At 71.2% G+C, this 25,952-nt stretch carries 28 protein-coding genes; 17 read left to right on the top strand and 11 right to left on the bottom strand.

The annotated features are described in order from the left end of the window. Positions 1-20: 20 nt before the first annotated feature. A complete protein-coding gene (locus AC067A_RS34935; RefSeq protein WP_479247297.1) occupies positions 21-296 on the top strand; it encodes a GlsB/YeaQ/YmgE family stress response membrane protein in 276 nt (91 codons plus the stop codon). A 123-nt stretch (positions 297-419) separates the two neighbouring features. On the opposite strand, the gene tyrS is transcribed toward AC067A_RS34935, so the two are convergent. The 3 genes from tyrS to AC067A_RS34920 all read right to left on the bottom strand — a co-directional run bounded on the left by tyrS (position 420) and on the right by AC067A_RS34920 (position 4,747). Continuing rightward, positions 420-1,694: a tyrosine--tRNA ligase gene (gene tyrS, locus AC067A_RS34930; protein ID WP_479247296.1), complete on the bottom strand. Its 1,275-nt coding sequence runs from the start codon at positions 1,692-1,694 to the stop codon at positions 420-422. A gap of 55 nt (positions 1,695-1,749) precedes the next feature. Then, positions 1,750-3,141, bottom strand: a complete 1,392-nt coding sequence (locus tag AC067A_RS34925) for a metallopeptidase TldD-related protein (protein WP_479247294.1) — start codon at positions 3,139-3,141, stop codon at positions 1,750-1,752. A gap of 82 nt (positions 3,142-3,223) precedes the next feature. Continuing rightward, positions 3,224-4,747, bottom strand: a complete 1,524-nt coding sequence (locus AC067A_RS34920) for a TldD/PmbA family protein (protein WP_479247292.1) — start codon at positions 4,745-4,747, stop codon at positions 3,224-3,226. 228 nt (positions 4,748-4,975) lie between these two features. Between AC067A_RS34920 and fabG the strand changes: the two genes are divergently transcribed. The 3 genes from fabG to AC067A_RS34905 all read left to right on the top strand — a co-directional run bounded on the left by fabG (position 4,976) and on the right by AC067A_RS34905 (position 7,033). Then, the gene (gene fabG, locus AC067A_RS34915) at positions 4,976-5,692 is read left to right on the top strand and encodes a 3-oxoacyl-[acyl-carrier-protein] reductase (RefSeq protein WP_479247290.1); all 717 of its coding nucleotides are present in this window, start codon (positions 4,976-4,978) and stop codon (positions 5,690-5,692) included. A 5-nt stretch (positions 5,693-5,697) separates the two neighbouring features. Then, a complete protein-coding gene (gene fabI / locus AC067A_RS34910; protein ID WP_479247288.1) occupies positions 5,698-6,474 on the top strand; it encodes an enoyl-ACP reductase FabI in 777 nt (258 codons plus the stop codon). Between the two features lie 163 nt (positions 6,475-6,637). After that, the gene (locus AC067A_RS34905; RefSeq protein WP_479247286.1) at positions 6,638-7,033 is read left to right on the top strand and encodes a hypothetical protein; all 396 of its coding nucleotides are present in this window, start codon (positions 6,638-6,640) and stop codon (positions 7,031-7,033) included. Here the strand turns inward: AC067A_RS34905 and AC067A_RS34900 are convergent. Further along, positions 6,990-7,691, bottom strand: coding sequence for a FadR/GntR family transcriptional regulator (locus AC067A_RS34900; protein ID WP_479247284.1), 702 nt, complete (start codon positions 7,689-7,691; stop codon positions 6,990-6,992). The two genes, AC067A_RS34905 and AC067A_RS34900, sit on opposite strands and share 44 nt — an antisense overlap. Before the next feature lie 63 nt (positions 7,692-7,754). Here AC067A_RS34900 and AC067A_RS34895 point away from each other — a divergent pair, with 63 nt between their 5' ends. From AC067A_RS34895 to AC067A_RS34880, 4 genes are all read left to right on the top strand, one after another. Then, entirely contained in the window at positions 7,755-9,113 is a 1,359-nt protein-coding gene (locus tag AC067A_RS34895; RefSeq protein ID WP_479247282.1) for a CynX/NimT family MFS transporter, read from the top strand. A 17-nt stretch (positions 9,114-9,130) separates the two neighbouring features. Beyond that, positions 9,131-9,247 carry an SGM_5486 family transporter-associated protein gene (locus tag AC067A_RS34890; protein WP_479247281.1) on the top strand — a complete coding sequence of 39 codons (117 nt, stop codon included), beginning with the start codon at positions 9,131-9,133 and terminating at the stop codon, positions 9,245-9,247. A 158-nt stretch (positions 9,248-9,405) separates the two neighbouring features. Next, entirely contained in the window at positions 9,406-9,609 is a 204-nt protein-coding gene (locus AC067A_RS34885) for a hypothetical protein (RefSeq protein ID WP_479247279.1), read from the top strand. 35 nt (positions 9,610-9,644) lie between these two features. Next, positions 9,645-10,163 (top strand): SixA phosphatase family protein, encoded by a 519-nt coding sequence (locus AC067A_RS34880; protein WP_479247278.1) that lies wholly within the window; start codon positions 9,645-9,647, stop codon positions 10,161-10,163. Between the two features lie 208 nt (positions 10,164-10,371). Here the strand turns inward: AC067A_RS34880 and serB are convergent, their stop codons facing one another. After that, positions 10,372-11,586, bottom strand: a complete 1,215-nt coding sequence (gene serB, locus AC067A_RS34875) for a phosphoserine phosphatase SerB (RefSeq protein ID WP_479247276.1) — start codon at positions 11,584-11,586, stop codon at positions 10,372-10,374. Positions 11,587-11,783: 197 nt separating this feature from the next. Between serB and AC067A_RS34870 the strand changes: the two genes are divergently transcribed. Beyond that, positions 11,784-14,354 (top strand): ABC transporter ATP-binding protein/permease, encoded by a 2,571-nt coding sequence (locus tag AC067A_RS34870; protein WP_479247274.1) that lies wholly within the window; start codon positions 11,784-11,786, stop codon positions 14,352-14,354. Positions 14,355-14,455: 101 nt separating this feature from the next. Here the strand turns inward: AC067A_RS34870 and AC067A_RS34865 are convergent, their stop codons facing one another. Continuing rightward, on the bottom strand, positions 14,456-15,244 hold the full coding sequence (locus AC067A_RS34865) for a transglycosylase SLT domain-containing protein (protein ID WP_479247273.1): 789 nt from the start codon (positions 15,242-15,244) through the stop codon (positions 14,456-14,458). 431 nt (positions 15,245-15,675) lie between these two features. Between AC067A_RS34865 and AC067A_RS34860 the strand changes: the two genes are divergently transcribed. The 3 genes from AC067A_RS34860 (at position 15,676) to AC067A_RS34850 (ending at position 17,854) form a co-directional block, all read left to right on the top strand. Further along, on the top strand, positions 15,676-16,821 hold the full coding sequence (locus AC067A_RS34860) for a GAF domain-containing sensor histidine kinase (RefSeq protein ID WP_479247271.1): 1,146 nt from the start codon (positions 15,676-15,678) through the stop codon (positions 16,819-16,821). After that, complete coding sequence (locus tag AC067A_RS34855) at positions 16,814-17,458, top strand: response regulator (RefSeq protein ID WP_479247269.1); 645 nt, start codon at positions 16,814-16,816, stop codon at positions 17,456-17,458. Before AC067A_RS34860 ends, AC067A_RS34855 begins: the two co-directional genes overlap by 8 nt. A gap of 153 nt (positions 17,459-17,611) precedes the next feature. Then, the gene (locus AC067A_RS34850) at positions 17,612-17,854 is read left to right on the top strand and encodes a chaplin (RefSeq protein WP_479247267.1); all 243 of its coding nucleotides are present in this window, start codon (positions 17,612-17,614) and stop codon (positions 17,852-17,854) included. Between the two features lie 748 nt (positions 17,855-18,602). On the opposite strand, the gene AC067A_RS34845 is transcribed toward AC067A_RS34850, so the two are convergent. After that, the gene (locus tag AC067A_RS34845; RefSeq protein WP_479247265.1) at positions 18,603-19,394 is read right to left on the bottom strand and encodes a hypothetical protein; all 792 of its coding nucleotides are present in this window, start codon (positions 19,392-19,394) and stop codon (positions 18,603-18,605) included. A gap of 135 nt (positions 19,395-19,529) precedes the next feature. Between AC067A_RS34845 and AC067A_RS34840 the strand changes: the two genes are divergently transcribed. The 4 genes from AC067A_RS34840 to AC067A_RS34825 all read left to right on the top strand — a co-directional run bounded on the left by AC067A_RS34840 (position 19,530) and on the right by AC067A_RS34825 (position 22,729). Next, positions 19,530-20,327: an ABC transporter ATP-binding protein gene (locus AC067A_RS34840; RefSeq protein ID WP_479247263.1), complete on the top strand. Its 798-nt coding sequence runs from the start codon at positions 19,530-19,532 to the stop codon at positions 20,325-20,327. Between the two features lie 76 nt (positions 20,328-20,403). After that, positions 20,404-20,832 carry an NfeD family protein gene (locus tag AC067A_RS34835; protein WP_479247261.1) on the top strand — a complete coding sequence of 143 codons (429 nt, stop codon included), beginning with the start codon at positions 20,404-20,406 and terminating at the stop codon, positions 20,830-20,832. A 93-nt stretch (positions 20,833-20,925) separates the two neighbouring features. Beyond that, positions 20,926-21,864, top strand: a complete 939-nt coding sequence (locus tag AC067A_RS34830) for an SPFH domain-containing protein (RefSeq protein ID WP_479247259.1) — start codon at positions 20,926-20,928, stop codon at positions 21,862-21,864. A gap of 97 nt (positions 21,865-21,961) precedes the next feature. Then, positions 21,962-22,729, top strand: coding sequence for a sulfite exporter TauE/SafE family protein (locus AC067A_RS34825; protein WP_479247258.1), 768 nt, complete (start codon positions 21,962-21,964; stop codon positions 22,727-22,729). 77 nt (positions 22,730-22,806) lie between these two features. Here AC067A_RS34825 and AC067A_RS34820 read toward each other — a convergent pair whose 3' ends face one another. From AC067A_RS34820 to AC067A_RS34810, 3 genes are all read right to left on the bottom strand, one after another. Further along, on the bottom strand, positions 22,807-23,313 hold the full coding sequence (locus AC067A_RS34820; protein ID WP_479247257.1) for an HNH endonuclease: 507 nt from the start codon (positions 23,311-23,313) through the stop codon (positions 22,807-22,809). Positions 23,314-23,477: 164 nt separating this feature from the next. Further along, complete coding sequence (locus tag AC067A_RS34815) at positions 23,478-24,017, bottom strand: YbhB/YbcL family Raf kinase inhibitor-like protein (RefSeq protein ID WP_479247255.1); 540 nt, start codon at positions 24,015-24,017, stop codon at positions 23,478-23,480. A 57-nt stretch (positions 24,018-24,074) separates the two neighbouring features. After that, positions 24,075-24,857 carry a sporulation protein gene (locus AC067A_RS34810; protein WP_479247253.1) on the bottom strand — a complete coding sequence of 261 codons (783 nt, stop codon included), beginning with the start codon at positions 24,855-24,857 and terminating at the stop codon, positions 24,075-24,077. A gap of 78 nt (positions 24,858-24,935) precedes the next feature. Here AC067A_RS34810 and AC067A_RS34805 point away from each other — a divergent pair, with 78 nt between their 5' ends. Beyond that, a complete protein-coding gene (locus AC067A_RS34805) occupies positions 24,936-25,577 on the top strand; it encodes a DNA-3-methyladenine glycosylase (protein ID WP_479247251.1) in 642 nt (213 codons plus the stop codon). 166 nt (positions 25,578-25,743) lie between these two features. Here AC067A_RS34805 and AC067A_RS34800 read toward each other — a convergent pair. Beyond that, on the bottom strand, positions 25,744-25,952 hold a 209-nt coding region (locus AC067A_RS34800), incomplete at its 5' end, for a hypothetical protein (protein ID WP_479247249.1).

Below are 25,952 nucleotides of genomic sequence, written 5' to 3'. Positions count from 1 at the left end.
ATGCGTACAAGGAGGCGACGATGAGTTGGTTGTGGGCGATCATCGTGGGATTCGTCCTCGGCCTGATCGCGAAGGCGATCCTGCCGGGGAAGCAGCAGATCCCGCTCTGGCTGACGACCGTGTTCGGCATTCTCGGAAGCGTGCTCGGAAACGCGGTCGCGACCTGGATCGGCGTCAACGACACCAAGGGCATCGACTGGACCCGCCACCTGCTCCAGCTGATCGGCGCCGTCGCCGTGGTGGGAGTGGGCGACATGCTGTGGGCCTCGATGAAGGGCAGCCGGCAGCGCACCTAGCCCTGCCCCGCAGTCCGTCCGACCCGCCGGAGAAGACCCCCGGCCCGGCGCCGAACGCGAGGAGGCCCGGTGCGGCACACCGAACGGTGTGCCGCACCGGGCCTCCGGCGCGGAGCGGGCGGGTCAGCCCTCCGCGCCGGCGAACTCGATCGCCGCCAGGTTCTTCTTGCCGCGCCGCAGCACCAGCCAGCGGCCGTGCAGCAGCTCCTCCGCCGACACCTCGGCGTCCTCGGCGGTGACCTTCACGTTGTTCACGTAGGCCCCGCCCTCCTTCACCGTGCGGCGCGCGCCCGACTTGCTCGGCGCGAGGCCGACCTCGGTGAACAGGTCCACGACCTGGCCCAGCTCGGTCACGCGCGCGTGCGGCAGCTCGGACAGGGCGGCGGTCAGCGTCGCCTCGTCCAGCTCCGTCAGCTCGCCCTGGCCGAACAGCGCCTTGGAGGCGTTGATGACGGCCGCGCACTGGTCGGCACCGTGCACCAGCGTGGTGAGCTCCTCGGCCAGCGCCCGCTGGGCCGCGCGCGCCTGCGGCCGCTCGGCGGTCTGCGCCTCCAGCTCCTCCAGCTCCTCGCGGGACTTGAAGGACAGGATCCGCATGTACGTCGAGATGTCGCGGTCGTCCACGTTCAGCCAGAACTGGTAGAACGCGTACGGCGTGGTCATCTCCGGGTCCAGCCAGACGGCCCCGCCCTCGGTCTTGCCGAACTTGGTGCCGTCCGCCTTGACCATCAGCGGGGTCGCCAGCGCGTGCGCCTGCGCGCCCGGTTCCAGGCGGTGGATCAGGTCGAGCCCGGCCACCAGGTTGCCCCACTGGTCCGAGCCGCCCTGCTGGAGCGTGCAGCCGTAGCGGCGGTACAGCTCCAGGAAGTCCATGCCCTGGAGCAGCTGGTAGCTGAACTCCGTGTAGCTGATGCCCTGCTCGGACTCCAGGCGCCGGGCGACGGAGTCCTTGGTCAGCATCTTGTTGACCCGGAAGTGCTTGCCGATGTCCCGCAGGAACTCGATCGCCGACATGCCGGCGGTCCAGTCCAGGTTGTTCACCATGACCGCGGCGTTGTCCCCCTCGAAGGAGAGGAACGGCTCGATCTGCGAACGCAGCCGGTTCACCCAGTTCGCGACCGTCTCGGGGTCGTTCAGGGTGCGCTCGGCCGTCGGGCGCGGGTCGCCGATCTGGCCGGTGGCCCCGCCGACCAGCGCCAGCGGCCGGTGCCCGGCCTGCTGGAGCCGGCGCACGGTGAGCACCTGGACCAGGTGACCGACGTGGAGACTGGCCGCGGTCGGGTCGAAACCGCAATAGAACGTGACGGGACCGTCCGCGAGAGCCTTGCGCAGTGCGTCCTCATCGGTGGACTGGGCGAAGAGCCCGCGCCACTTCAGCTCGTCGACGATGTCCGTCACGATCGTCCGTCTCCTCAGAAAGTTGTCAGTGGTACGACGACCCAGTCTAGGCGGGTCAGACCCCCTTGCTGACCGAGCTCATGTTGAAGTCCGGCACCCGCAGGGCGGGCATCGCGGCCCGGGTGAACCAGTCGCTCCACTCGCGCGGCAGCGTCTTCTCCGTACGGCCCGCCTCCGACGCCCGCGACAGCAGGTCCACCGGCGACTCGTTGAACCGGAAGTTGTTCACCTCGCCGACCACCTCGCCGTTCTCGACGAGGTAGACGCCGTCCCGGGTCAGGCCCGTCAGCAGCAGCGTCGCCGGGTCGACCTCGCGGATGTACCACAGGCAGGTCAGCAGCAGCCCCCGCTCGGTCGAGGCGACCATCTCCTCCAGGGAGCGCTCGCCACCGCCGTCCAGGATCAGGTTCCCCGCGCCGGGCGCCACGGGCAGCCCCGTGAGTCCCGCCGTGTGCCGGGTGGTGATCAGGTGCGCCAGGCTGCCGGCCTTCATCCAGTCGACCGGCGCGACCGGCAGGCCGTTGTCGAAGACGGAGGAGTCGTCGCCCGAGGAGTGCGCGATCACGAACGGCGCGGACTCCAGACCCGGCTCGTTCGGGTCGCTGCGCAGCGTCAGCGGCAGCGGGGAGAGGGACTCGCCCAGCCGGGTGCCGCCGCCGGGCTTGGAGAAGACCGTACGGCCCTCCACCGCGTCACGGGCCGCGGAGGACCACAGCTGGTAGATCATCAGGTCGGCCACGGCCGTCGGCGGCAGCAGCGTCTCGTACCGCCCGGCGGGCAGCTCGATCCGCCGCTCCGCCCAGCCCAGGCGCGTCGCCAGCTCCGCGTCGAGCGCGCCCGGGTCGACGTCCTTGAAGTCCCGCGTCGAACGGCCGGCCCAGGCGGACCGCGAGCGGTCCGGCGACTTCGCGTTCAGCTCCAGCGTCCCGTTGGGCTGGTCGTGACGGAGCCGCAGCCCCGTCGACGTGCCCAGGTAGGTGGAGGTCAGCTCGTGGTTCGCGAACCCGTACAGCTCACGGCCGCCCGCCTTCGCCCGGGCGAAGGCCTCGCCGAGCGCGGGCGCGAAGTCGGCGAAGACCGCGGAGGACGTCTCCGACGGCGCGTCCGTGAAGTCCGGCGACGCCGGCACGCCCTCCACCAGCGGCTGCGCGTCCTCGGCGGGCCCCGCGGCCCGCGCGGCCGCCTCCGCGGCCCGCACCAGCGGCTCCAGGTCGTCGACGGTCACCGCCGACCGGGACACCACACCGGAGGCCGTGCCCTGCGCGCCGTCGACGGTCGCGATCACCGTGAGCGTACGGCCCCGGGTCACGCCGTTCGTGGTGAGCGCGTTCCCCGCCCACCGCAGGTTCGCCGACGACTCCTCGTCGGCGATCACGACACACCCGTCCGCGCGGGACAGCTCCAGCGCCCGCTCGACGATCTCGTACGGCTTGCTGACGCGGCTCATCGACCGGCCTCCTGCGTCGTGTTGAGGCTGTGCTGACCCGGGAGACGCCCCCCGGACCCCCGGCAAATCTGGTGGCGCGCGCTCATCGACCGGCCTCCTGCGTCGTGTTGAGGATGTTGACGCCCCGGAAGAGGGCGGAGGGGCAGCCGTGGGAGACCGCGGCGACCTGGCCCGGCTGGGCCTTGCCGCAGTTGAAGGCGCCGCCGAGTACGTACGTCTGCGGGCCGCCGACCTGCTCCATCGAGCCCCAGAAGTCGGTGGTGGTCGCCTGGTAGGCCACGTCCCGCAGCTGCCCGGCCAGCCGGCCGTTCTCGATGCGGAAGAAGCGCTGGCCGGTGAACTGGAAGTTGTAGCGCTGCATGTCGATCGACCAGGACCGGTCGCCGACCACGTAGATGCCGCGCTCCACGCCGCCGATCAGGTCCTCGGTCGACAGACCGCCCGGGTCCGGCTGGAGGGAGACGTTCGCCATCCGCTGCACCGGCACGTGCGCGGGGGAGTCCGCGAAGGCGCAGCCGTTCGACCGGCCGAGGCCCGTCAGCTTCGCGATCCGCCGGTCCAGCTGGTAGCCGACCAGCGTGCCGTCCTTCACCAGGTCCCAGGACTGCGCCTCGACGCCCTCGTCGTCGTACCCGATGGTCGCGAGACCGTGCTCGGCGGTCCGGTCACCCGTCACGTTCATGATCGAGGAGCCGTACGCCAGCTTGCCCAGCTGGTCGAAGGTGGCGAAGGAGGTGCCCGCGTACGCGGCCTCGTAGCCGAGGGCCCGGTCCAGCTCGGTGGCGTGCCCGATGGACTCGTGGATCGTCAGCCACAGGTTCGACGGGTCGACGACCAGGTCGTACCGGCCCGCCTCGACGCTCGGTGCCCGCATCTTCTCGGCGAGCAGCGCCGGGATCTCGTCGAGTTCCTTGTCCCAGTCCCAGCCGGTCCCGGTCAGGTACTCCCAGCCGCGGCCGACCGGCGGCGCGATCGTCCGCATCGAGTCGAACTCGCCGGTCGTCTCGTCGACGGCGACCGCCGTGAGCTGCGGGTGCAGCCGCACGCGCTGCTGCGTGGTGACCGTGCCGGCCGTGTCCGCGTAGAACTTGTTCTCGTGCACGGTGAGCAGCGAGGCGTCCACGTGCGCCACGCCCTCCGCCCGCAGCAGCCGCGCGCTCCAGTCGGCGAGCAGCGCGCCCTTCTCCTCGGCGGGGACGGAGAACGGGTCGATCTCGTACGAGGAGATCCACGTGCGCTCCTCGTGCACCGGCTCCTCGGCCAGCTCCACGCGCTCGTCCGAACCCGCCGCCGCGATCACCTTCGCCGACAGCTTGGCCATGGCGACCGCCTGCGAGGCCACCCGCGCGGCCCCGTCCATGGTCAGGTCCACTCCGGACGCGAACCCCCAGGCCCCGCCGTGCACCACCCGCACCGCGTAGCCGAGGTCCGTGGTGTCCGACGATCCGGACGGCTTGGCGTCCCGCAGTCGCCACGAAGCGCTCCGCACCCGCTCCAGGCGGAAGTCCGCGTGCTCGGCACCCAGCGCCCGCGCGCGCGCGAGCGCCGCGTCGGCGAGCGCCCGCAACGGCAGCGCCAGAAACGTCTGATCGACCTGATGGGCCACGAAGTCTCCCCTTCTCGATTGGTGTCCGCAGTGAATCATGCGGGCCCTTCCTTGTGGGCTGCCACACGTTTCCCGGACACGAACCCGCGGTGTCGCGCGTTGCCGACGTGGCCATCTGTAGGGACCCGACAGGGTGGGCCCCACCGCACTGTCGGGGCCCGAGTCTCTGTACGGCGCACCGGCCCGATAGGTTTTCGGTGTTAAGACCGCTATCGAAAGGGTGATCCGTTGAGCCGCTCGGTTCTCGTCACCGGAGGAAACCGGGGCATCGGCCTCGCCATCGCCCGCGCGTTCGTCGAGGCCGGTGACAAGGTCGCGATCACGTACCGCTCCGGCGACCCCGCTGAGCTGGAGAAGGCCGGTCTCCTGGCCGTCAAGTGCGACATCACCGACTCCGAGCAGGTCGACCAGGCCTACAAGGAGATCGAGGAGAGGCACGGCCCGGTCGAGGTCCTCGTGGCCAACGCCGGCGTGACCAAGGACCAGCTCCTCATGCGGATGTCCGAGGACGACTTCACGTCCGTCCTCGACACCAACCTCACCGGCACCTTCCGGGTCGTGAAGCGGGCCAACCGCGGGATGCTGCGCGCCAAGAAGGGCCGCGTCGTCCTGATCTCGTCGGTCGTCGGCCTGCTGGGCTCCGCGGGTCAGGCCAACTACGCCGCCTCCAAGGCCGGCCTGGTCGGCTTCGCCCGCTCCCTCGCGCGTGAGCTGGGCTCGCGCAACCTCACCTTCAACGTCGTCGCCCCCGGTTTCGTCGACACCGACATGACCGCGGTGCTCACCGACGAGCAGCGTGCGGGCATCGTGTCCCAGGTGCCGCTCGGCCGCTACGCGCAGCCGGAGGAGATCGCCGCCGCGGTGCGGTTCCTCGCCTCCGACGACGCCTCGTACATCACTGGAGCCGTCATCCCGGTTGACGGCGGATTGGGCATGGGTCACTGATCACCATGAGCGGAATTCTCGAGGGCAAGCGCATCCTGATCACCGGTGTGCTGATGGAGTCCTCCATCGCCTTCCACACCGCGAAGCTGGCCCAGGAGCAGGGTGCGGAGATCATCCTCACCGCCTGGCCGCGTCCGTCGCTGACCGAGCGCATCGCCAAGAAGCTCCCCAAGCCCGAGAACGTGAAGGTCCTGGAGCTCGACGTCTCCAACGACGAGCACCTCGCGCGCCTGGAGGGCCAGGTCCGCGAGCAGCTCGGCGACCGCCTCGACGGCATCGTGCACTCGATCGGCTTCGCCCCGCAGGACGCGCTCGGCGGCAACTTCCTGAACACGCCGTTCGAGTCGGTCGCCACGGCCATGCACGTCTCCGCCTTCTCGCTGAAGTCGCTGACGACGTCGCTGCTGCCGCTGATGACCGAGGGCGGCTCCGTCGTCGGCCTCACCTTCGACGCGCAGTACGCCTGGCCGCAGTACGACTGGATGGGCCCGGCCAAGGCCGCCCTGGAGGCCACCAGCCGCTACATGGCGCGTGACCTGGGCAAGCAGAACATCCGCTGCAACCTGATCTCGGCGGGTCCGATCGGCTCGATGGCCGCCAAGTCCATCCCGGGCTTCAGCGAGCTCGCGGCCGTCTGGGACAGCCGCTCCCCGCTGGAGTGGAACCTCGCCGACCCCGAGCCGGCCGGCCGCGGCGTCGTGGCGCTGCTCTCCGACTGGTTCCCGAAGACGACGGGCGAGATCGTCCACGTCGACGGCGGCCTGCACGCGATCGGCGCCTGACGGCCGCACGCGAACGACACCGAGGGCCGTGTGTCCGCCTCCTGGAGGCGACACACGGCCCTCGCCGTTGTGCAACCCCTGCACGACTCGAAAAGTCGAGCGAACCACCCCAGACTGGTGCGAAGCGTGATGTTCCTGCCGCTGACGGGGAGGAGGTGCGGGTATGCGCGCGACACGCCAGGGGTTCGGCGCCTTCGCCTCCGTCGCCGTCCTGCTCACCGGGATCGCCGTCGCCGACGAGATGCGCTCCCCGCCCGCCCCGCTCGACGACGCTCCCGCCGCCCCGGTGGCCGAGGGGCCGGAGGCCTTCGAGGCCTCCTGCCGCACCGTCGTCCAGGGTTCCCGCGTCACCGCCTACTGCCGGAACCCGTACCCCGCCACCGACGAGGTCCGCCTCCATGTCGAGTGCGACCGCTGGTGGGACGTCGACACCGACAGCGCCCCCGTGGAGGTCGGCCCCGCCGACTACGCCAAGCTGACCGGCCGCTGCTGGAAGGAGGTCCGGTCCGCCTGGGTCACGCACCAGCCGGCGGACCGGGCTCCGGTTCCGGGCTCCTGAGGCACAGGAAGGGGTAGCCGGCCGCCTCCGTACCGGCCCGCTCGGCGTCGCCCTCCCGGATCGCGTCCACCAGGCGCGCGTGGTCCATGTGGTTCTCCGGCCGCAGCTCCTGCCCGACGTCGTCGCGCAGCCAGTCCCGCAGCAGGTCGCCCAGGTCCGCGTAGAGCTCCGTCAGGACCTCGTTGCCCGACGCGGCGACCACCGCGTGGTGGAAGGCCGAGTCGGCCGTCACGAACCGCTCCGCGTCCCCGGACTCCCAGGCCTGCTCGCGCCGTTCGAGCAGGGTGTCGAGCTGCTTCAGGTCCCGCTCGGTGCGCCGCCCGGCGGCGAACCGGGCCGCCGCGGACTCCAGCGTCGACCGCAGCTCGGCGACGTGCCGGGGGTCGGAGCCGGCGAAGCGCCGGTGCATCACGCCGGCCAGCTCGCTGGTCGCGATGACGTACGTCCCCGAGCCCTGCCGGATGTCGAGCAGCCCGTTGTGCGCGAGCGCCCGGACGGCCTCGCGCACCGTGTTGCGGGCCACGCCCAGCTGCTCGACCAGCTCGGGCTCGGTCGGGATGCGCGAACCCACCGGCCATTCGCCGGAGGTGATCTGGTTCCGCAGCTCGGCGATCACCTGATCGGAGAGGCCTGAGCGCCGGGGGTGACCGAGGGCCATGGAACACCTTCCTGTTGGTTCGAGATTGGACAACCAATCATCCCATGATTCTATGATGGCCCCATGCCTGACGAGCCGCAGACCCTCGACCCCGCCGCACCACCGGCCCGGACCACCGCCTCGACCACCACCGCGGACTCCTCCGCGCCCGTACGACCCCACGGGGGCGGCGGCACGTCCCCGGTGGTCGAGCCCCCGCCGGCCGCGCCCGGCCCCCGCTGGTCCCTCGCGCTCGTCACCGTCGGACTCGTCCTGGCCGCGCTCAACCTGCGCCCCGCCATCACCAGCTTCGGCGCCCTCCTGGAGGACGTCAGCGACGGCCTCCACATGAGCGGCAGCGTCGCCGGCGTCCTGACCTCGGTCCCGCCCCTCTGCTTCGCCGTCTTCGGCATCACGGCCCCCCGCCTCGCCCGCCGCTTCGGCCCCACCGCCGTCGTCTGCGCCGGCATGGTCGCCATCCTCACGGGCCTCGTCGTACGGCCCTTCGCCACCGGCACCGCCGCCTTCCTCGCCGCCAGCGCCCTCGCGCTCATGGGCATCGCCGTCAGCAACGTCCTGATGCCTGTCATCGTCAAGCGGTACTTCCCCGACCGCGTCGGCAGCATGACCGGCCTCTACTCCATGGCACTGGCCCTCGGCACCTCCGTCGCCGCGGCCGCCACCGTCCCGATGACCGACGCCCTCGGCGGCGACTGGCGCCTGGGCCTCGGCGTCTGGGCCGCCCTCGCCGCCCTCGCCGTCCTGCCCTGGATCCCGCTGCTCCGCGACCGCGACCGTGCGCGCGAGGGAACCGGCGCCGGCAAGGGGGCGAAGCCCGCCGCCCCGACGGAGGCCGCCGGGGCGCCGCGCGTCGCCCGCAGCCGCACCGCCTGGGCCCTCGGCTGCTTCTTCGGCCTCCAGGCCACCGGCGCCTACATCACCATGGGCTGGATGCCGCAGATCTTCCGCGACTCCGGAGTCCCCGCCTCCACGGCCGGCGTCCTCCTCGCCGTCACGATGGTCATGGGCGTCCCGCTCGCCTTCGTCATCCCCCGGCTCGCCACCCGCCTGCGGAACCAGGGCCCGATCGTCGTCGCGCTCGGCCTGTGCGGCCTCGCCGGCTACACCGGGCTCTTCTTCGCCCCGGCCGCCGGAGCCTGGGTCTGGGCGGTGCTCCTCGGCATCTCCAACTGCGCCTTCCCGCTCGCCCTCACGATGATCGGCATGCGCTCGCGCACCGGCGCCGGCGTCGTCCGGCTGTCCGCCTTCGCGCAGAGCGTCGGCTACCTCATCTCCATCCCCGGCCCCCTCCTCGTCGGCGTGCTCTACCAGCACAGCGGCGGCTGGGGCCTGCCGATCGCGCTCATGGGCGGGCTGATGGTGCCGCAGATGATCATCGGATCGCTCGCGGGACGGGACCGGACCGTCGAGGACGAATGCTGAGATGCGAGACTGGTCCCATGCCAGTCCTCGAACCCAACCCCCAGAACGGCCAGAAGAAGCTGCTCGTCGTGCTCGGCGCGATGCTCGGCATCACGGTCGTGATCGCCGTCATCGCCTCCGTCTTCTCGCCCTGACCCGACCGTGAGGCCGCCGCGGGGTGGGGACAACCCCCGCATCCCCTAGGGGGCGAGTGTCAGGGTGAAGTGGGTGGATCACCGGATGGGCCGCCGCGCCCGCGCTCCGTACGTTGGAGACGACGGCGCAAGCGAGCGACTCACCCACGGAGGCGGCCATGTCGGCCCCCACGCACCCCAGCATCCCCACCACCACGGCCGGTGTCGACACCCGACTCCCCTGGTGGGCCCTCGCCCTCCCGGTGGCCGCCTTCGCCGCCCTCCTGCTGCTCATGGCGGGGCCGGGTGAGGCCCCCGCGACCGCGGGTGACCTGGGGGTCGGCCGGGTTCTGGACCACCTCCAGCAAACGCTGTCTCTCTGAGTCGCCGAGGGCCGATTCGTGCGAAGCTGTTGACCATGAGCGTCGACACACCCCGCAGGATCGTGCTGCTCCGACACGCCAAGGCCGACTGGAACGACGAGGCCGACCACGAGCGCCCCCTCGCCGACCGGGGCCGCGCGGACGCCCCCGTGGCGGGTCGCCGACTCGCCGGGACCGGCATCCCCTTCGACCTGGCTCTCTGCTCGACCGCCGTCAGAACCCGCGAGACCTGGAAGCTGGCCGTTCCCGAGCTTCCCCAGCGCCCCAGGACCGTGTACGAGGACCGGCTGTACGAGGCCTCGCTCGGCGAGCTCATCGCCGTGCTCAACGAGACCTCGGACGAGGTGTCCAACCTCCTGGTCATCGGCCACAACCCCGGCATGCACGCACTCGCCGACGCCCTCGCCGGCGAGGGCGACGAGGATCTGCTGCCCCGCATGAACCGCAGCGGCTTCCCGACCTCCGCCTTCGCCGTCCTCACCTTCAACGGCTCCTGGAAGGCGGTGGAGCACGGCGTCGGCCGCCTCGTCGACTTCTGGGCCCCCCACGCCTGACCCCCACGCCGGCCCGTACGTCAATCCCGTACCCCCGGTCCGCACGTCGATCCCGTGCGTCCGGCCCGTACGTCGGATCCGTACACCCGGCCCGCGCACCGGCCCCGTACGCCCGACTCGTGCGTACGCGAAGGGCCCGGCCGTCACACGGCGACCGGGCCCTTTCCCGTACCGACGGAGCCGGGGCGGGCAGCCCCGCGCCGGGGGCTCAGTGCAGCAGCTCCTCGCCGCCGTCCGCGACCTCGACCTCTTCCCGCGTGATGCCGAGCAGATACAGCACGGTGTCCAGGAAGGGCACGTTCACCGCCGTGTCGGCGGCCCGGCGCACCACCGGCTTGGCGTTGAACGCCACCCCGAGCCCGGCCGCGTTCAGCATGTCCAGGTCGTTGGCACCGTCGCCGATCGCCACCGTCTGCGCCAGCGGCACACCCGCCTCCGTGGCGAACCTGCGCAGCAGCCGGGCCTTGCCCGCCCGGTCCACGATCTCGCCCGTCACCCGGCCGGTGAGCTTGCCGTCGACGATCTCCAGCGTGTTGGCCGAGGCGAAGTCCAGCCCGAGCCGCTCCTTCAGATCGTCGGTGACCTGGGTGAACCCGCCCGACACGACGCCCACCTGGTAGCCGAGCCGCTTCAGCGTACGGATCAGGGTCCGGGCGCCCGGCGTCAGCCGCACCTCGGCGCGGACCTTGTCGACCACCGAGGCGTCGAGGCCGGCCAGCAGCGCCACGCGCGCGTGCAGCGACTGCTCGAAGTCCAGCTCTCCGCGCATCGCCGCCGCCGTCACCTCGGCGACCTCGTCCTCGCAGCCGGCGTGCGCCGCGAAGAGCTCGATCACCTCGTCCTGGATCAGGGTCGAGTCGACGTCCATGACCACGAGCCGCTGCGCGCGCCGGTGCAGACCGGCGGAGACCACGCCGACGTCGACGCCGATGGAGTGGGCCTCGATGGCCAGTGCCGTCCGCAGCGGCTCGGTCTCACAGCCCGAGACCGCGAACTCGACGGCCGTGACCGGGTACTTCGCCAGGCGGAAGATCCGGTCGATGTTGCCGCCGGCCTCCGCGATCCTGGCCGCTATGGCCGCCGTCTGCTCCGCGGTCAGCGGGTGGCCGAGCACGGTGACGTGGGAGCGCCCCTCGCCCCGCGGCCGGTTGTCACCGGTGCCGGAGATGATCTCGGCCTGGAGCTTCAGGGACTCGGCCCAGCTGTGCACCGTGGCCCTGAGCTCGCCGGCCGAGGCGACGGTCGGCTCCGTGACGAGCGCGCACAGGACGAGGCGGCCGCGGGAGACCACCTGCTCGATGTCCACGACGTCGACGGAGTAGGCGGCGAGGGTGTCGAAGAGTCCCGCGGTGATCCCGGGACGGTCCTTCCCGAAGATCTTGACGAGAAGGGTGGGAACGTCTGAGGTCTGCGATGCGCTCATGGTGGTTCCACCGTATCGGGCACCGCGTGCCACCTGACCCCCCGTCCCGCGTAGCGGACACCCGGGTGGTCGAGGGCGCGCCCCGAAGGTCTTCACACGGCCCGACTTTCCGAGACGGGACCGGGCCTGAAATAGTTCCCCAGGATGATTCGACATCCCTGGACTCCCGAAGGCGGGGGTACATCGGGGGACAAGTAGTGGGGCTCGGAGTGCCAGAACTCGTACTGGAATTGAACGGCAGGACCTGGACGCTCGATCCGTCCCGGTCGTACACCCTGGGCAGAGACCCGCAGGGTGACCTGGTCATCGACGACGCCAGGGTCTCGTGGCGGCACGCCACCATCAGCTGGGGCGGCCGGAGCTGGGTCATCGAGGACCACGGCTCCACCAACGGCACGTTCCTCCAGGGGCAGCGGATCCACCAGATGGAGATCGGCCCCGGCTCGGCCGTCCACCTGGGCAACGCGACCGACGGCCCGCGGCTCAATCTCGCCGCCGGAGCGCAGGCGGCGCCGCACGCCCAGCAGCAGGCACAGGCCCAGCAGCACGCGCAGCAGCAGGCCCGGCCCGTGGCGGCGCACCAGGCTGCCGAGCAGGCCGCCGCCCAGGCGGAGTGGGTCACGCAGGGCCCGCCGCAGCAGCAGCCGGGCTGGCAGCAGCCGCCCGCGCAGCCGCAGTTCCCGCACCAGCAGGGCGCCCCCCAGGGCGGGCACGGTCACCCCGGACACGGCGCCGCGGGGGCGTCGTCGGCCTACGCCGACCGCAGCCCGACCACGTTCCACCAGCTGTCCCTCGGCCACGTCATGCGCATCGGCCGTGCCCTGGAGAACGAACTGGTCGTCTCCGACCTCCAGGTCTCCCGGAACCACGCCGAGTTCCACGCGACGCCCGACGGCCGCTTCGAGATCCGCGATCTCGGCTCGCACAACGGCACGTACGTCAACGGTCAGCCGATCCCCAAGGGCGGCACGGCCCTCCTCGGCCCGCAGGACATCGTCGGCGTCGGCCACTCGACGTTCCGGATCGTCGGCGGCCAGCTGGAAGAGTTCGTCGACACCGGCTCGGTCTCCTTCTCGGCCCGCCACCTGACGGTCACCGTCGACGGCGGCAAGCAGATCCTCAAGGACGTCTCCTTCGGCGTCCCCGAGAAGTCGCTGATCGGCGTCATCGGCCCGTCCGGCTCCGGAAAGTCCACCCTGCTCAAGGCGCTGACCGGCTACCGCCCGGCCAACGAGGGCGACGTCCTCTACGACAACCGCAGCCTCTACAAGCAGTTCGCCGAGCTGCGCCAGCGCATCGGCCTGGTCCCGCAGGACGACATCCTCCACAAGGAGCTGACCGTCCAGAAGGCGCTGCGGTACGCGGCCAAGCTCCGCTTCCCCGGCGACACCGCCACGGCGGAGCGCGAGGCCCGCATCGACGAGGTGCTGCGCGAGCTCAAGCTCGACATCCACAAGGAGAAGAAGGTCACCTCCCTCTCCGGTGGCCAGCGCAAGCGTGTCTCCGTCGCCCTGGAGCTCCTCACCAAGCCCTCGCTGATCTTCCTGGACGAGCCGACCTCCGGCCTCGACCCGGGTATGGACCGCGACGTCATGCAGCTCCTCCGCGGCCTCGCGGACGACGGGCGTACGGTCCTCGTCGTCACCCACTCGGTGGCCGAGCTCGGCCTGTGCGACAAGCTCCTCGTCATGGCCCCCGGCGGTTCGGTGGCGTACTTCGGTCCGCCGGAGGAGGCGCTGAACTTCTTCGGCTACTCCACCTGGGCCGACGTCTTCTCCGCCTTCGAGAACTACCGCGACTACGACTGGGCGGGCCGCTGGAAGGGCTCGCAGCACTACCAGATGTACGCCGCGGACATCGACGCCGTCGCCGCCCAGCCCGTCCAGATGCCGCAGCAGGCGATGTCCAGGCCGCCCAAGCCGCAGGGCTGGGGCTCCCAGCTGTGGACCCTGATCCGCCGCTACGTCTCCGTGATCGCCTCCGACAAGGGCTTCCTCGGCCTCATGGTGATCCTGCCCGCCGTCCTCGGCGCGGTCTCCGTCGTCATCCCCGCCGACTTCGGCCTCGGCTCGCCGACGCCGCCGTCCCGCTTCAACGGCGACGCCGGCACGATCATGCTGATCCTCGCGGTCGGCATGTGCTTCAGCGGCGCCGCCAACTCCGTACGAGAACTGATCAAGGAACGGGTCATCTACGAACGGGAGCGCGCCACCGGCCTCTCCCGCTCCGCCTACCTGATGTCCAAGGTCATCGTCCTCGGCCTGATCACGGCCTTCCAGGGCGTCATCATCTGCGGCATCGGCTTCTCCACCCGGGCGCTGCCCGCGCAGGGCCTGCTCATGCCGCCGGCCGTCGAGCTGTGCATCCAGGTCATCGCGCTCGGCCTGACCTCGATGATGTTCGGCCTGGTCATCTCCGCGCTCGTCAAGACCGCCGAGAAGACCATGCCGCTGCTGGTCATGTTCGCGATCATCCAGGTCGTCTTCACCGGCATCCTGTTCCAGGTGTACGGCTCCCCGGGCCTGGAGCAGTTCGCCTGGCTGATGCCGTCCCGCTGGGGCATCGCCGGCGCCGGCACCACTCTCGACCTGGCGCGCCTGATGCCGCCGTGGGACCCGAAGAACCCCACCAACACCGACCCGCTGTGGGAGCACGCGGCCGGCCAGTGGGGCTTCGACCTCGGTGTGCAGCTGGTGATGGCAGCCGTCTGCTGCGTCGCGGTCGCCCGTCTGCTGCGCCGCCACGAGCCCGAGGTCATGCGCAAGTAGCCGCGCACGGCAGTACGCCCGAGGGCGGCACCCCGCACAGGGGGTGCCGCCCTTCGGCGTACCGGAGCCGTACGGGATCCGTGCGGCGGTGCGACAGCGGATCAGTACGCGCTGTTGACGTTGTCGATCGAGCCGTAGCGGTCGGCCGCGTAGTTGGCGGCGGCGACGATGTTGGCGACCGGGTCGTACTGGTCGAACTTGGTGCCGGCCACGTGGTAGGCCTTGAAGGTCGGGTAGATGACCTGGAGCAGACCCTTGGACGGGACGCCGTTGATGGCGTTGATGTCCCAGTTGTTGATGGCCCGCGGGTTGCCGCTGGACTCGCGCATGATGTTCTTGTGCAGGCCGTGGTACGAGCCCGGGATGTCGTGCTTGTCCATGATGAACAGCGCCTCGCGGATCCAGCCGTCGAGGTTGTTCGCGAAGACGGGGGTGCGGGCGACGGAACGGCTCGCGGCCGCCTTCTCCGCGGCGCGCTTCTTCGCCGCGGCCTTGGCCTTGGCCTCGGCCTTCGCCTTGGCCGCCGCCTTCGCCTTGGCGTCGGCCTTCTTCTTCGCGTCGGCCTTGGCCTTCGCGGCGTTCGCGGCCTTCGCCTTGGCGGCGGCCTCGGCCTTCGCCTTCGCCTCGGCCTCCTGCTTGGCCTTCAGGCCGACGGTGGCCTGCTGCTCGGTGACGCTCGCGGCCAGCGCCTTCGCCTGCGGGCTGGCGGCGTTGTAGGACCAGGCGACCTGCTGCGTGCCCGAAAGGGCCTGCGGCTCGGTCTCGGTGGCGCCGTTGCCCGGCACCAGGGAGAGGGTGAGGGCTGCGGCGCCCAGAGCGGCGACGCCGGCGATCGTGGCCTTGTGGGTCTTCTTCAGACCACGACTGTGGCCAGGGGTGTTCGCAGACATGCAGAAACCTCTTCGAATCGCTGGGGGGTCGCTCCGCCGGCGGCGGTGCTGCTGCGCCTTACTCGACGGCGACGGGGGCAATTCTTAGCGGCCGCAAAATCCTGTGGCAAAGGTGTGACGTACGATCCCGGGTAGTGGATCAGCGCCCTCCGCCCTCGCCGCCGACACCCCTACGAGGCCAGCTCCCACCGCCCCTACCTGGGCACTCCGGATCCACTAGGCGGCTTCGTAAGTGATGTGGATCCTATGCGCGGGCTCACATCGGGCCCGTAACGAACTCACCATGCGTTGCATCGGCAATGCATACCGTGAGCAGGTCTCCACCTCGGGGACGACACGCCCCTCCCAGCCCTCCGACCTAGGTCTTCCGGACCCCGACCGCCGTCCCCGGACGGATACGGAGGGTCACACCCCGCCGGTACGGTGAACACATGAGCCACCGACCGAGCTCCGGCCTGGCCGCCGTGAGCACCGCCCTCCTGGCGATGAGCCGCCACCTGGAGGTCCGCGACGTCCTCAAGACGATCGTCGCCTCCGCCCGCGAGCTGCTCGACGCCGAGTACGCGGCCCTCGGCGTCCCCGACGACCACGGCGGCTTCGCCCAGTTCGTCGTCGACGGCGTCAGCGAGGAGCAGTGGAAGGCGATCGGCCCCCTGCCCCGGCAGCACGGGATCCTCGCCGCCATGCTCCAGAAGGCCGAGACCGAGCGGCTGGCCGACGTCCGCCTCGACCCCCGTTTCGAGGGCTGGCCGGCCGCCCACCCCGAGATGTCCGACTTCCTCGGCCTCCCCGTCAGGGACGGCGACGAGATCCTGGGCGCCCTCTTCCTCGCCAACAAGCGCTGCCCCAAGGAGAGCGGCGGCTGCGGCTTCACCGCCGAGGACGAGGAACTGCTGTCGATCCTCGCCCAGCACGCGGCCATCGCCCTCACCAACGCGCGCCTGTACGAGCGCAGCCGCGAGCTCACCATCGTCGAGGAGCGCTCACGCCTCGCCCACGAGCTGCACGACGCCGTCAGTCAGAAGCTCTTCTCGCTCCGGCTGACCGCCCAGGCCGCCGCCGCCCTCGTCGACCGCGACCCGGCCCGCGCCAAGGGCGAGCTCCAGCAGGTCGCCGCGCTCGCCGCCGAGGCCGCCGACGAACTGCGTGCCGCCGTCGTCGAGCTCCGCCCCGCCGCCCTGGACGAGGACGGCCTCGTCCACACCCTCCGCACCCAGATCCAGGTCCTCGACCGCGCCCACACCGCCCGGGTCACCTTCGACAGCCAGGGCGCCCGGGCCCTGCCGGCCGCCCAGGAGGAGGCCGTGCTCCGGGTCGCCCAGGAGGCCCTGCACAACGCCCTGCGGCACGCGGACGCCGAGCGCGTCACCGTCACCCTCGCCCGCAGCGGCCAGGGCGCGCGGCTGACCGTCACCGACGACGGCAAGGGGTTCGACCCGCGTACGGTCCGCAGTGCCGGCCGCCACCTCGGCCTGGTCTCCATGCGGGACCGGGCGAGCGGCGTCGGCGGGATGCTCACCGTGACCTCGGCCGCCGGCGAGGGCACCACGATCGAGATGGAGGTTCCCGGTGGCTGACCGACCGATCCGAGTCCTGCTCGTCGACGACCACCAGGTCGTCCGCCGGGGCCTGCGCACCTTCCTGGAGGTGCAGGACGACATAGAGGTGGTGGGGGAGGCCTCCGACGGCGCCGAAGGCGTCGCCCGCGCCGAGGAGCTCCGCCCCGACGTCGTCCTCATGGACGTGAAGATGCCCGGCACGGACGGCATCGAGGCGCTCAGACGGCTCCGCGAGCACGCCAACCCCGCCAGGGTCCTCATCGTCACCAGCTTCACCGAGCAGCGCACGGTCGTCCCCGCGCTGCGCGCCGGTGCCTGCGGCTACCTGTACAAGGACATCGACCCCGACGCCCTGGCCGCCGCCATCCGCTCCGTCCACGCCGGGCACGTCCTCCTCCAGTCCGAGGTCGCCGGCGCGCTCCTCGCCCAGGACGACTCCCCGGGGGGTACGGGCCGGGGCACCACCCTGACCGAGCGGGAGCGGGAGGTCCTCGGCCTGATCGCCGACGGCCGCTCCAACCGCGAGATCGCCCGCGCCCTCGTCCTCTCCGAGAAGACGGTCAAGACGCACGTCTCGAACATCCTCATGAAGCTCGACCTGGCGGACCGCACCCAGGCGGCCCTCTGGGCCGTCCGCCACGGCCTCACCGACTGACGCGCCCCCCTTACGCGCCGGGCGCACGACCGTTCAGTCCTTCATACCGTCGTGTGTATATCCCCCGTTCGGCGCAACCTGGCGGGCGATGCGGCGTTCTCCAGGGCGTGCTGCGGCGGACCTGCCGCAGCGATGACCAGGAGGATGTACCAAGTGAAGAACCTCAAGAAGGCCGCTGCCCTCACCATGGTCGCCGGTGGCATCGTCGCCGCCGGTGCCGGTGTCGCCTCCGCCCACGGCGCCGAGGCCACGGGCAAGGCCCTCAACTCTCCGGGCGTCGCCTCCGGCAACCTGGTGCAGGTCCCGGTCCACGTCCCCGTGAACGTCTCCGGCAACACGGTCAACGTGATCGGCCTGCTCAACCCCGCCTTCGGCAACACCGCCCTCAACGGCTGACCCCACCCCGCCCACACCCCCTCGTTCCGAGCGCCGCCCACCCGCAGCCCCCGCGCGTTGTGTGGGCCCTCGTCCCGCTGGCGCGGGCCCACCCACCCCCCGTCGTGGGCCCTCGTCCCGCTGGCGCGGGCCCACCCCGCACCTCCGCCCACCGCCCGTTGTGGGCCACCGTTCCGCTGAGGCGGTGCCCACCCCCGCGTCTCCGCCTCCGGTGTGGGCCATCGTTCCGCTGGGCGGTGCCCACCCCCCGCGCCTCCGCCCGCCCCGTTGTGGGCAATCGTTCCGCCGGGGCGGAACGGGTGGGCACAACGGACGGCGCCCCGTGCCGGGCCCAGGCTTCCGCGCCTGTACCCGCACCACGTTGTGCGACGCCGTAAAGGTGCGGGCCCGGGTACAAGAGGCAGAGGCGCCGCCAAGCGCGCCGTCCCGTGTGCCCACCCGTCCCGCCCAGCGGGACGATTGCCCACACGGAGGGTGGGCGAAGGCCCACACGGCGGTGGGGGTGCGGGGCCACACGACAGCGGGCGCAGGCCCACGCGGGGCGGGGGCGCGGGGCCCACACGGCAGCGGGACGATTGCCCACACGGCAGGCGCGGGCCCGCACGGCGGCGGGTGCCACCCCCCAGGCTCCGGCCCGCCGCGCCGGACTCCGTCCACCGATCGAGAGCCGGGGGCCGAAGGGGGGCAGGACCCGAAGGGGCAGGGCCCGGAGGGGGCGGGGCCGAAAGGGGGGCGGGGCCCGAAGGCCTCAGAACCCCCGCTCCCGCTCCCTTTCCTCCACGTACGCGTTGTAGGCCGCGACCTGCGCCCTCCGCGCCACCCTCTCCACCGGCCGCAGCGCCTCCCCCCGCGCCGCGATCTCCGACGCGCTCACCGCACCCCCGTGGCCACGGCCGTACGCCAGGTTCACGAGGAGCCCGATCCGCTGGGCCAGCTCGAGGACCCGTACCGCCCGGGGCGGGTACCCGGGCGCGAGCACCTCGCGGCCCACTTCGGACCGAGCCCGGTACGCCTCGCGCGCCGCCTCCGCCGCGGGACCGGAGGCCGCCACGTCGAGCCGGGTGAGGACGGCGGTCGCGTCCCGCAGCGCCTCCGCGAGCTCCCGTTCCGCCTCGCCGAGCGACGGCACGTCCGCCGGCGGGGCCTCCCGCACGGTGAGGCAGTGCCAGACGACCTCCACGTGCACGTCACCCGCCGGCCCCGCCTCGGTGACCTCCGGCACGAGCCCGTACGGCGCGCCGAAACCCACCACGGCCTCCTCCGCCTCCAACGCGCGCGCGTTGAAGTCGGGCGGCCCGCTCAACCCCAGCGGATGCCCCGGCGCGGGCAGCGCCACCCGCCACCCGGTGACCCCGAGCCGCCGCAACCGCCCCAGGGCCAGCGTCAGTCCCACCGGTCCCGCCTCGCCCGGCAGCCCCTCCACGCGGTGCACCGCGTCCTCCCCGACAATGGCCAGCGCCGCGTCGTCCGGCGACACCGCCCCGGCCAGCAGGGCATTGCCCCATGCGGCCAGGCGTCCTGAGCGTGGTTCCGAAAGCATCCCCCCAGACTAGGGACTCCAACGGAGCCCTAGGGACCGGCCCGCTCCGTCGATAACGTAGGTTTTCCCCTGGACGCCGCGCCCATCGGCGCAAGGCGACGAAACGACTCGACCGCAAGGGGAGACAACGCGCTCATGAGCGATGTACTGGAGCTGGTGGACGTATCCGTGGTCCGCGACGGACGGGCTCTGGTGGACGAGGTCTCCTGGTCGGTCAAGGAGGGCGAGCGCTGGGTGATCCTCGGACCCAACGGCGCCGGCAAGACCACCCTTCTGAACATCGCCTCCAGCTACCTCTTCCCCACCAAGGGCACCGCCCAGGTCCTGGGCGAGCGGCTCGGCGGCGTCGGCACCGACGTCTTCGAACTCCGCCCCCGCATCGGCGTGGCCGGCATCGCGATGGCGGAGAAGCTCCCCAAGCGCCAGACCGTCCTCCAGACCGTCCTCACCGCCGCGTACGGCATGACCGCCACCTGGCACGAGGACTACGACCCGGTCGACGAGGACCGCGCGAAGGCCTTCCTCGACCGGCTCGGCATGAGCGACTACCTGGACCGCGAGTTCGGCACCCTCTCCGAGGGCGAGCGCAAGCGCACCCTGATCGCCCGCGCGATGATGACCGACCCCGAGCTCCTCCTCCTCGACGAGCCCGCCGCGGGTCTCGACCTCGGTGGCCGCGAGGACCTGGTCCGCCGCCTCGGCCGCCTCGCCCGCGACCCGTACGCCCCCTCCATGATCATGGTGACCCACCACGTCGAGGAGATCGCGCCGGGCTTCACCCACGTCCTGATGATCCGTCAGGGCAAGGTGCTCGCGGCCGGCCCCGTGGAGACCGAGCTGACCTCGCGGAACCTCTCGCGCTGCTTCGGCCTGCCGCTCGTCGTCGAGCGCGTCGGCGACCGCTGGACCGCCCACGGCCTGCCCCTGAAGTGACCGGACGGAACGCCGGCGTCCCGCACAGCCGCCCGCGCCCTGTCCCGGAGAGCCCCACCCGCCCTACCATGACCATGTGGACATCGACGCATGGGTCTGGTGGTTGATCGGCGCGGTGGGGCTCGGCATTCCGCTGGTCCTGACCGCGATGCCGGAGTTCGGGATGCTGTCCGTGGGGGCGGTCGCCGGCGCGGTGACCGCCGCGCTCGGGTTCGGCATCGTCCCGCAGGTGCTCGTCTTCGTCGTCGCCTCCGTGGCGCTCATCGCGGTGGTCCGCCCGATCGCCGCCCGCCACCGCGACGGCGGACCCGGAATGGCCACCGGTGTCGACGCCTTGAGGGGCCGTCAGGCCGTCGTCCTGGAGCGGGTCGACGGCAGCGGAGGGCGCATCAAACTCGCCGGCGAGGTCTGGTCCGCCCGCACGCTCGACACCGGACAGACCTTCGAACCGGGCGAACAGGTCGACGTCGTCGAGATCGACGGGGCGACAGCCGTCGTCATGTGACCGAACCGCGCCCATGACGCTCCGCCATCTGGGAAACTCGATCATGCAAGGCCACCCGGCAGTCAACCGGCAGCGAAGGGCACGGGGAACACGATGTCAGCAGTCATCATCGTCCTGATCATTCTGGTGGTGCTCGTCTTCATCGCCCTGATCAAGACGATCCAGGTCATTCCGCAGGCGAGCGCGGCGATCGTGGAGCGCTTCGGCCGCTACACCCGCACCCTCAACGCAGGCCTGAACATCGTCGTCCCGTTCATCGACTCGATCCGCAACCGGATCGACCTCCGTGAGCAGGTCGTCCCGTTCCCGCCGCAGCCGGTGATCACCCAGGACAACCTGGTCGTCAACATCGACACGGTCATCTACTACCAGGTGACCGACGCCCGGGCCGCGACCTACGAGGTCGCCAGCTACATCCAGGCGATCGAGCAGCTCACCGTCACCACCCTGCGCAACATCATCGGCGGCATGGACCTGGAGCGGACCCTCACCTCCCGCGAGGAGATCAACGCGGCCCTGCGCGGAGTCCTCGACGAGGCCACCGGCAAGTGGGGCATCCGCGTCAACCGCGTCGAGCTGAAGGCGATCGAGCCGCCGACCTCCATCCAGGACTCGATGGAGAAGCAGATGCGCGCCGAGCGCGACAAGCGCGCCGCGATCCTCACCGCCGAGGGAACGCGCCAGTCCGCGATCCTCACCGCCGAGGGCGAGAAGCAGTCCGCGATCCTCCGCGCCGAGGGCGAGTCCAAGGCCGCCGCGCTGCGCGCCGAAGGCGAGGCCCAGGCCGTCCGCACGGTCTTCGAGGCCATCCACGCGGGCGACCCCGACCAGAAGCTGCTGTCGTACCAGTACCTCCAGATGCTCCCGAAGATCGCCGAAGGCGACGCCAACAAGCTCTGGATCGTCCCCAGCGAGATCGGCGACGCCCTCAAGGGCCTCTCCGGCGCCCTGGGCAACGCGGCCTCCGGCGCCCCCGGCTTCAACGTCAAGGACGTTCCGTCCGCACGGCGAGAAGAACCCACGGTTGACTGACACGTACACGTAACCCGTGCATGATCGGTGCGAGCCCCTCGACCCTGTCGCACGGCAGGGCGGGGAGGCGAGCCACTGACCATGTAAGGGAACGGCTTTGTCCATCTGGGAAGCCCTGGCGGTCTTCGCCGCCGGCATCGGCGCCGGCACCATCAACACCATCGTCGGATCGGGAACACTGATCACGTTCCCGGTCCTCCTCGCGACCGGACTCCCCCCGATCACGGCGAACGTCTCCAACGCCCTCGGCCTCGTCCCCGGTTCCGTCAGCGGGGCCATCGGCTACCGCCGCGAACTCGCGGGCCAGAAGGCCCGGATCGTCCGACTCGGCGGCGTCGCCCTCCTCGGCGGCCTCATCGGCGCGATCCTGCTCCTCGCCCTGCCGTCCGAGGCGTTCGACGCGATCGTCCCCGTCCTCATCGGCCTCGCCCTCGTGCTGGTCCTCTTCCAGCCCCGCATCTCCGCCGCCGTGAAGCGCCGGCGCGAACAGACCGGCACGGAGGCGGACCCCGACGGCGGCCCCGTCCTCCTCGTCGGCCTCTTCCTCGCCAGCATGTACGGCGGATACTTCGGCGCCGCACAGGGAGTCCTCTACCTCTCCCTCATGGGCCTGCTGCTCCACGACAGCCTGCAGCGGATCAACGCCGTCAAGAACGTCCTCGGCGCCCTCGTCAACGGCGTCGCCGCCGTCTTCTTCCTCTTCGTCGCCGACTTCGACTGGACCGCCGTCCTCCTCATCGCCGTCGGCTCCACCCTCGGAGGCCAGATCGGCGCCAAGGTCGGCCGGAGACTGCCCCCCTCGGTCCTGCGCGGAGTGATCATCGCGGTCGGCGTGGTCGCGATCCTCCAACTGACGCTCGGCTAGCCCGCGTTCCCGGCCACGGGAAGGGCCCGCCTCCCCACCGGGGAGACGGGCCCTTCCACTGTCCGCGGATCACGCGTCTACGCGGCCGAGCTCGCCAGCCACTCCGGCAGCTCCGACCGCTCGCTCGCCCGCAACGCGAGCAGCATCGCGTCCGCCGGCGTCGGCTCGAACGGCTGGTGGAGCAACGGCATCCCGGCCTGCTCCGGCGTCCGGTCCGCCTTGCGGTGGTTGTCCTCGGCGCACGAGGCGACCGTGTTCAGCCAGCTGTCCCCACCGCCCTGCGCCCGCGGCACCACGTGGTCGACGGTCGTCGCCCTCCGCCCGCAGTACGCGCACCGGTGCTGGTCCCTGACCAGCACCCCCCTCCTCGACCACGGGGCCTGTCTTCGGAACGGCACCCGGACGTAACGGCACAACCTGATCACCCGGGGCACCGGAAGGTCGACGGCGGCACCTCGCACCCGCAGCTCGGGATGGGCCTGCTCGACGACGGCCTTGTCCTGTAGGACGAGCACCACCGCACGGTTGAGTGTGACCGTCGAAAGCGGCTCGAAGCTCGCGTTGAGTACCAGGGTGTCCCGCATGTTGCCCACCTCCCGTGTGCCGGCCCCAGCCCCGATGCGGGGCTGCGGGCTTGGATCAACGATGGCCGGGCCGGCCGGGTCGGACAACGTAATTTCTCGCGAAACAAAAGATGCCCGCTTCTGATCTCTCCAAGACCAGAAGCGGGCAAACAACGAACGAACGATCAGGCCTCCGCGGGAGCCGCGTACTCCCCGATCAACTGGGCACGCCCCAGCGTGTGGAAGCGCAGGTTGAAGCCGATCGCCGCCGGCGACGCGTCACCGTCCGGACCGAGCTTCTCGCCGTCCACGGCGTACACCGTGAACACATAGCGGTGCGCCGGATCCCCGGCCGGGGGAGCGGCGCCGCCGAACTCCCGGGACCCGTAGTCGTTCCGTACGTGCACGGCACCGGCCGGCAACCCCTCGAACGACCCCGACCCCGCACCGACGGGAAGCTCCGTGACCGACGCCGGGATGTCGAACAGCACCCAGTGCCAGAACCCGCTCCCCGTCGGGGCGTCCGGGTCGAAGCAGGTGACGGCGAAGCTCTTCGTCTCCGCCGGGAAACCCTCCCAGCGGAGGTGCGGCGAGGTGTTCCCCGCCGCGTACACCTGAGCGTCCTTCAGGACCCCGCCCGGCGCGACGTCGTCGCTCACCACGGTGAACGACGCCACCGGCGGATGGAAGTCATGCGGGAGCGGCGCCCTCTTGCCCTCGGACACGTCGAAATCCTCCGAATCGCCTGTCGCTACCGTCATGGCAGCTCTCTCCTGCCGAGCCTAGAGCCAGTTGCGGCGCCCACCGACCTCGGCGAGCCACTGGTTCAGGTACGCCGCCCAGTCGGTGGTGTGGAAGTCGTGCAGGCCCACCTTGAACGCACGGAAGGAGTCGCTGCCCTCACCGAACAGACCCGGCTTCTTGTCCATCTCCAGCACGACGTCCATCTCGCGGTCGTCCGCGACGAAGCTGACCTCGACCTGGTTCAGACCCCGGTACTGCTGCGGCGCGAAGAACTCGATCTCCTGGTAGAACGGCAGCCTCTGCCGCGTCCCGCGGATCTGCCCGCGCTCCATGTCCGCGCTCTTGAACCGGAAGCCCAGCTGGATGAAGGCGTCCAGGATCGCCTGCTGCGCAGGAAGCGGGTGCACGTTGATCGGGTCCAGGTCGCCCGAGTCCACGGCGCGCGCGATCTCCAGCTCGGTCGTCACACCGATGTTCATACCGCGCAGCTGCTGCCCGGAGACCGACGTGATCGGCGTCTCCCACGGGATGTCCAGACCGAACGGCACCACGTGCACGGCTCCGGCCTTGACCTCGAAGGCCCCACCCAGACGCACCTTGACGAACTCGATGTCCTGCTTGTGCTCCTGGTCGCCGCCCTCGACCTCGACGCGCGCCTGCAGCCCGATGGACAGCCCCTCGATCTGCTGGTCGACGCTGCCGCCCTGGATCCGCACCTCACCCTGGACGACCCCGCCCGGGACCACGTTCTCCTCGGTGAGCACCGTCTCCACACTGGCCCCACCGGCACCGAGGCTCGCGAGCAGCTTCTTGAATCCCATGACTTCCACTCCTTCTCAGTCCTGACCCCTACATACGCGCGACGACCGTAGCCGGTTCCCCCACTACGCTCGGGCGCCATGAGCGAGAGCCCCGACCGTACGCCGCTTCCGCGGACGTTCTTCGACCGACCCGTTCTGGAGGTGGCCCCCGACCTCCTCGGCCGCACCCTTGTCCGCAACACCGAGGAAGGCCGCATGGAGCTGCGCCTCACGGAGGTGGAGGCGTACGCCGGCGCGATCGATCCCGGCTCCCACGCCTTCCGCGGCCGCACCGCCCGCAACGCCGTCATGTTCGGCCCGCCCGGTCACGCCTACGTCTACTTCACCTATGGCATGTGGCACTGCCTGAACCTGGTGTGCGGTCCCGAGGGCCACGCGAGCGGTGTCCTGCTGCGCGCGGGTGAAGTCCTCCGCGGCGCCGACCAGGCCCGCCCCCGTCGCCGCTCGGCCCGGTCCGACCGCGAGCTGGCCAAGGGCCCCGCCCGCCTGGCCACCGCTCTCGACGTTGCCCTCTCCCTCAACGGCACCGACGTCTGCGCCGGCTCCGACGCCCCCCTCGCGGTCCTCACCGGCACCCCCGCACCCCCGGCGCACATCCGCACCGGCCCCCGTACCGGGGTCGGCGGCGACGGCGCCTCCCACCCCTGGCGTTTCTGGCTCACCGACGACCCGACCGTCAGCCCCTACCGCCCCCACGCACCCCGCAACCGCCGCCCTTGACTCTGCCCGGCCGACCGACTAACGTGGCCCGAGCCGCTGGATCCGGGCCTGCTTGTTCGAGCACCCCGCAGTGGCCATCCACTACTCAAGATGACGCCCCGATCGGGGTTCATTTCGGCATTCCGAAATTCGTTTCGAATGACTCGATTATGAGCCTCTACGGAAATCAGCTAAAGTAGTGACCACGCCGAAAGGCGAAAGGCAGCCAACAGGCCACCGGATACGAACTCCGAACCGGAAACGGAACGGAAAACGATCTGGTAAGGTTGGAAACACGAAGGGAAGCGCCCGGAGGAAAACCCGCGAGGGTGAGTACGAAGGAAGCGTCCGTTCCTTGAGAACTCAACAGCGTGCCAAAAATCAACGCCAGATTAG

This window comes from Streptomyces sp. NPDC043176 (genome assembly GCF_056436715.1).
Note: the sequence above shows the minus strand (reverse complement) of the source record. Positions and strands in the feature narration are given on the sequence as shown.

Coding starts and splice junctions, on each gene's coding strand:
- AC067A_RS34885 (WP_479247279.1), top strand. CDS start 9,406: ATGTCGGCCCCCACGCACCCCAGCATCCCCACCACCACGGCCGGTGTC.
- AC067A_RS34935 (WP_479247297.1), top strand. CDS start 21: ATGAGTTGGTTGTGGGCGATCATCGTGGGATTCGTCCTCGGCCTGATC.
- AC067A_RS34840 (WP_479247263.1), top strand. CDS start 19,530: ATGAGCGATGTACTGGAGCTGGTGGACGTATCCGTGGTCCGCGACGGA.
- AC067A_RS34890 (WP_479247281.1), top strand. CDS start 9,131: ATGCCAGTCCTCGAACCCAACCCCCAGAACGGCCAGAAGAAGCTGCTC.
- AC067A_RS34895 (WP_479247282.1), top strand. CDS start 7,755: ATGCCTGACGAGCCGCAGACCCTCGACCCCGCCGCACCACCGGCCCGG.
- AC067A_RS34880 (WP_479247278.1), top strand. CDS start 9,645: ATGAGCGTCGACACACCCCGCAGGATCGTGCTGCTCCGACACGCCAAG.
- serB (WP_479247276.1), bottom strand. CDS start 11,586: ATGAGCGCATCGCAGACCTCAGACGTTCCCACCCTTCTCGTCAAGATC.
- AC067A_RS34865 (WP_479247273.1), bottom strand. CDS start 15,244: ATGTCTGCGAACACCCCTGGCCACAGTCGTGGTCTGAAGAAGACCCAC.
- AC067A_RS34810 (WP_479247253.1), bottom strand. CDS start 24,857: ATGGGATTCAAGAAGCTGCTCGCGAGCCTCGGTGCCGGTGGGGCCAGT.
- AC067A_RS34905 (WP_479247286.1), top strand. CDS start 6,638: ATGCGCGCGACACGCCAGGGGTTCGGCGCCTTCGCCTCCGTCGCCGTC.
- AC067A_RS34925 (WP_479247294.1), bottom strand. CDS start 3,141: ATGAGCCGCGTCAGCAAGCCGTACGAGATCGTCGAGCGGGCGCTGGAG.
- AC067A_RS34860 (WP_479247271.1), top strand. CDS start 15,676: ATGAGCCACCGACCGAGCTCCGGCCTGGCCGCCGTGAGCACCGCCCTC.
- AC067A_RS34845 (WP_479247265.1), bottom strand. CDS start 19,394: ATGCTTTCGGAACCACGCTCAGGACGCCTGGCCGCATGGGGCAATGCC.
- fabI (WP_479247288.1), top strand. CDS start 5,698: ATGAGCGGAATTCTCGAGGGCAAGCGCATCCTGATCACCGGTGTGCTG.
- AC067A_RS34820 (WP_479247257.1), bottom strand. CDS start 23,313: ATGCGGGACACCCTGGTACTCAACGCGAGCTTCGAGCCGCTTTCGACG.
- AC067A_RS34900 (WP_479247284.1), bottom strand. CDS start 7,691: ATGGCCCTCGGTCACCCCCGGCGCTCAGGCCTCTCCGATCAGGTGATC.
- AC067A_RS34805 (WP_479247251.1), top strand. CDS start 24,936: ATGAGCGAGAGCCCCGACCGTACGCCGCTTCCGCGGACGTTCTTCGAC.
- AC067A_RS34830 (WP_479247259.1), top strand. CDS start 20,926: ATGTCAGCAGTCATCATCGTCCTGATCATTCTGGTGGTGCTCGTCTTC.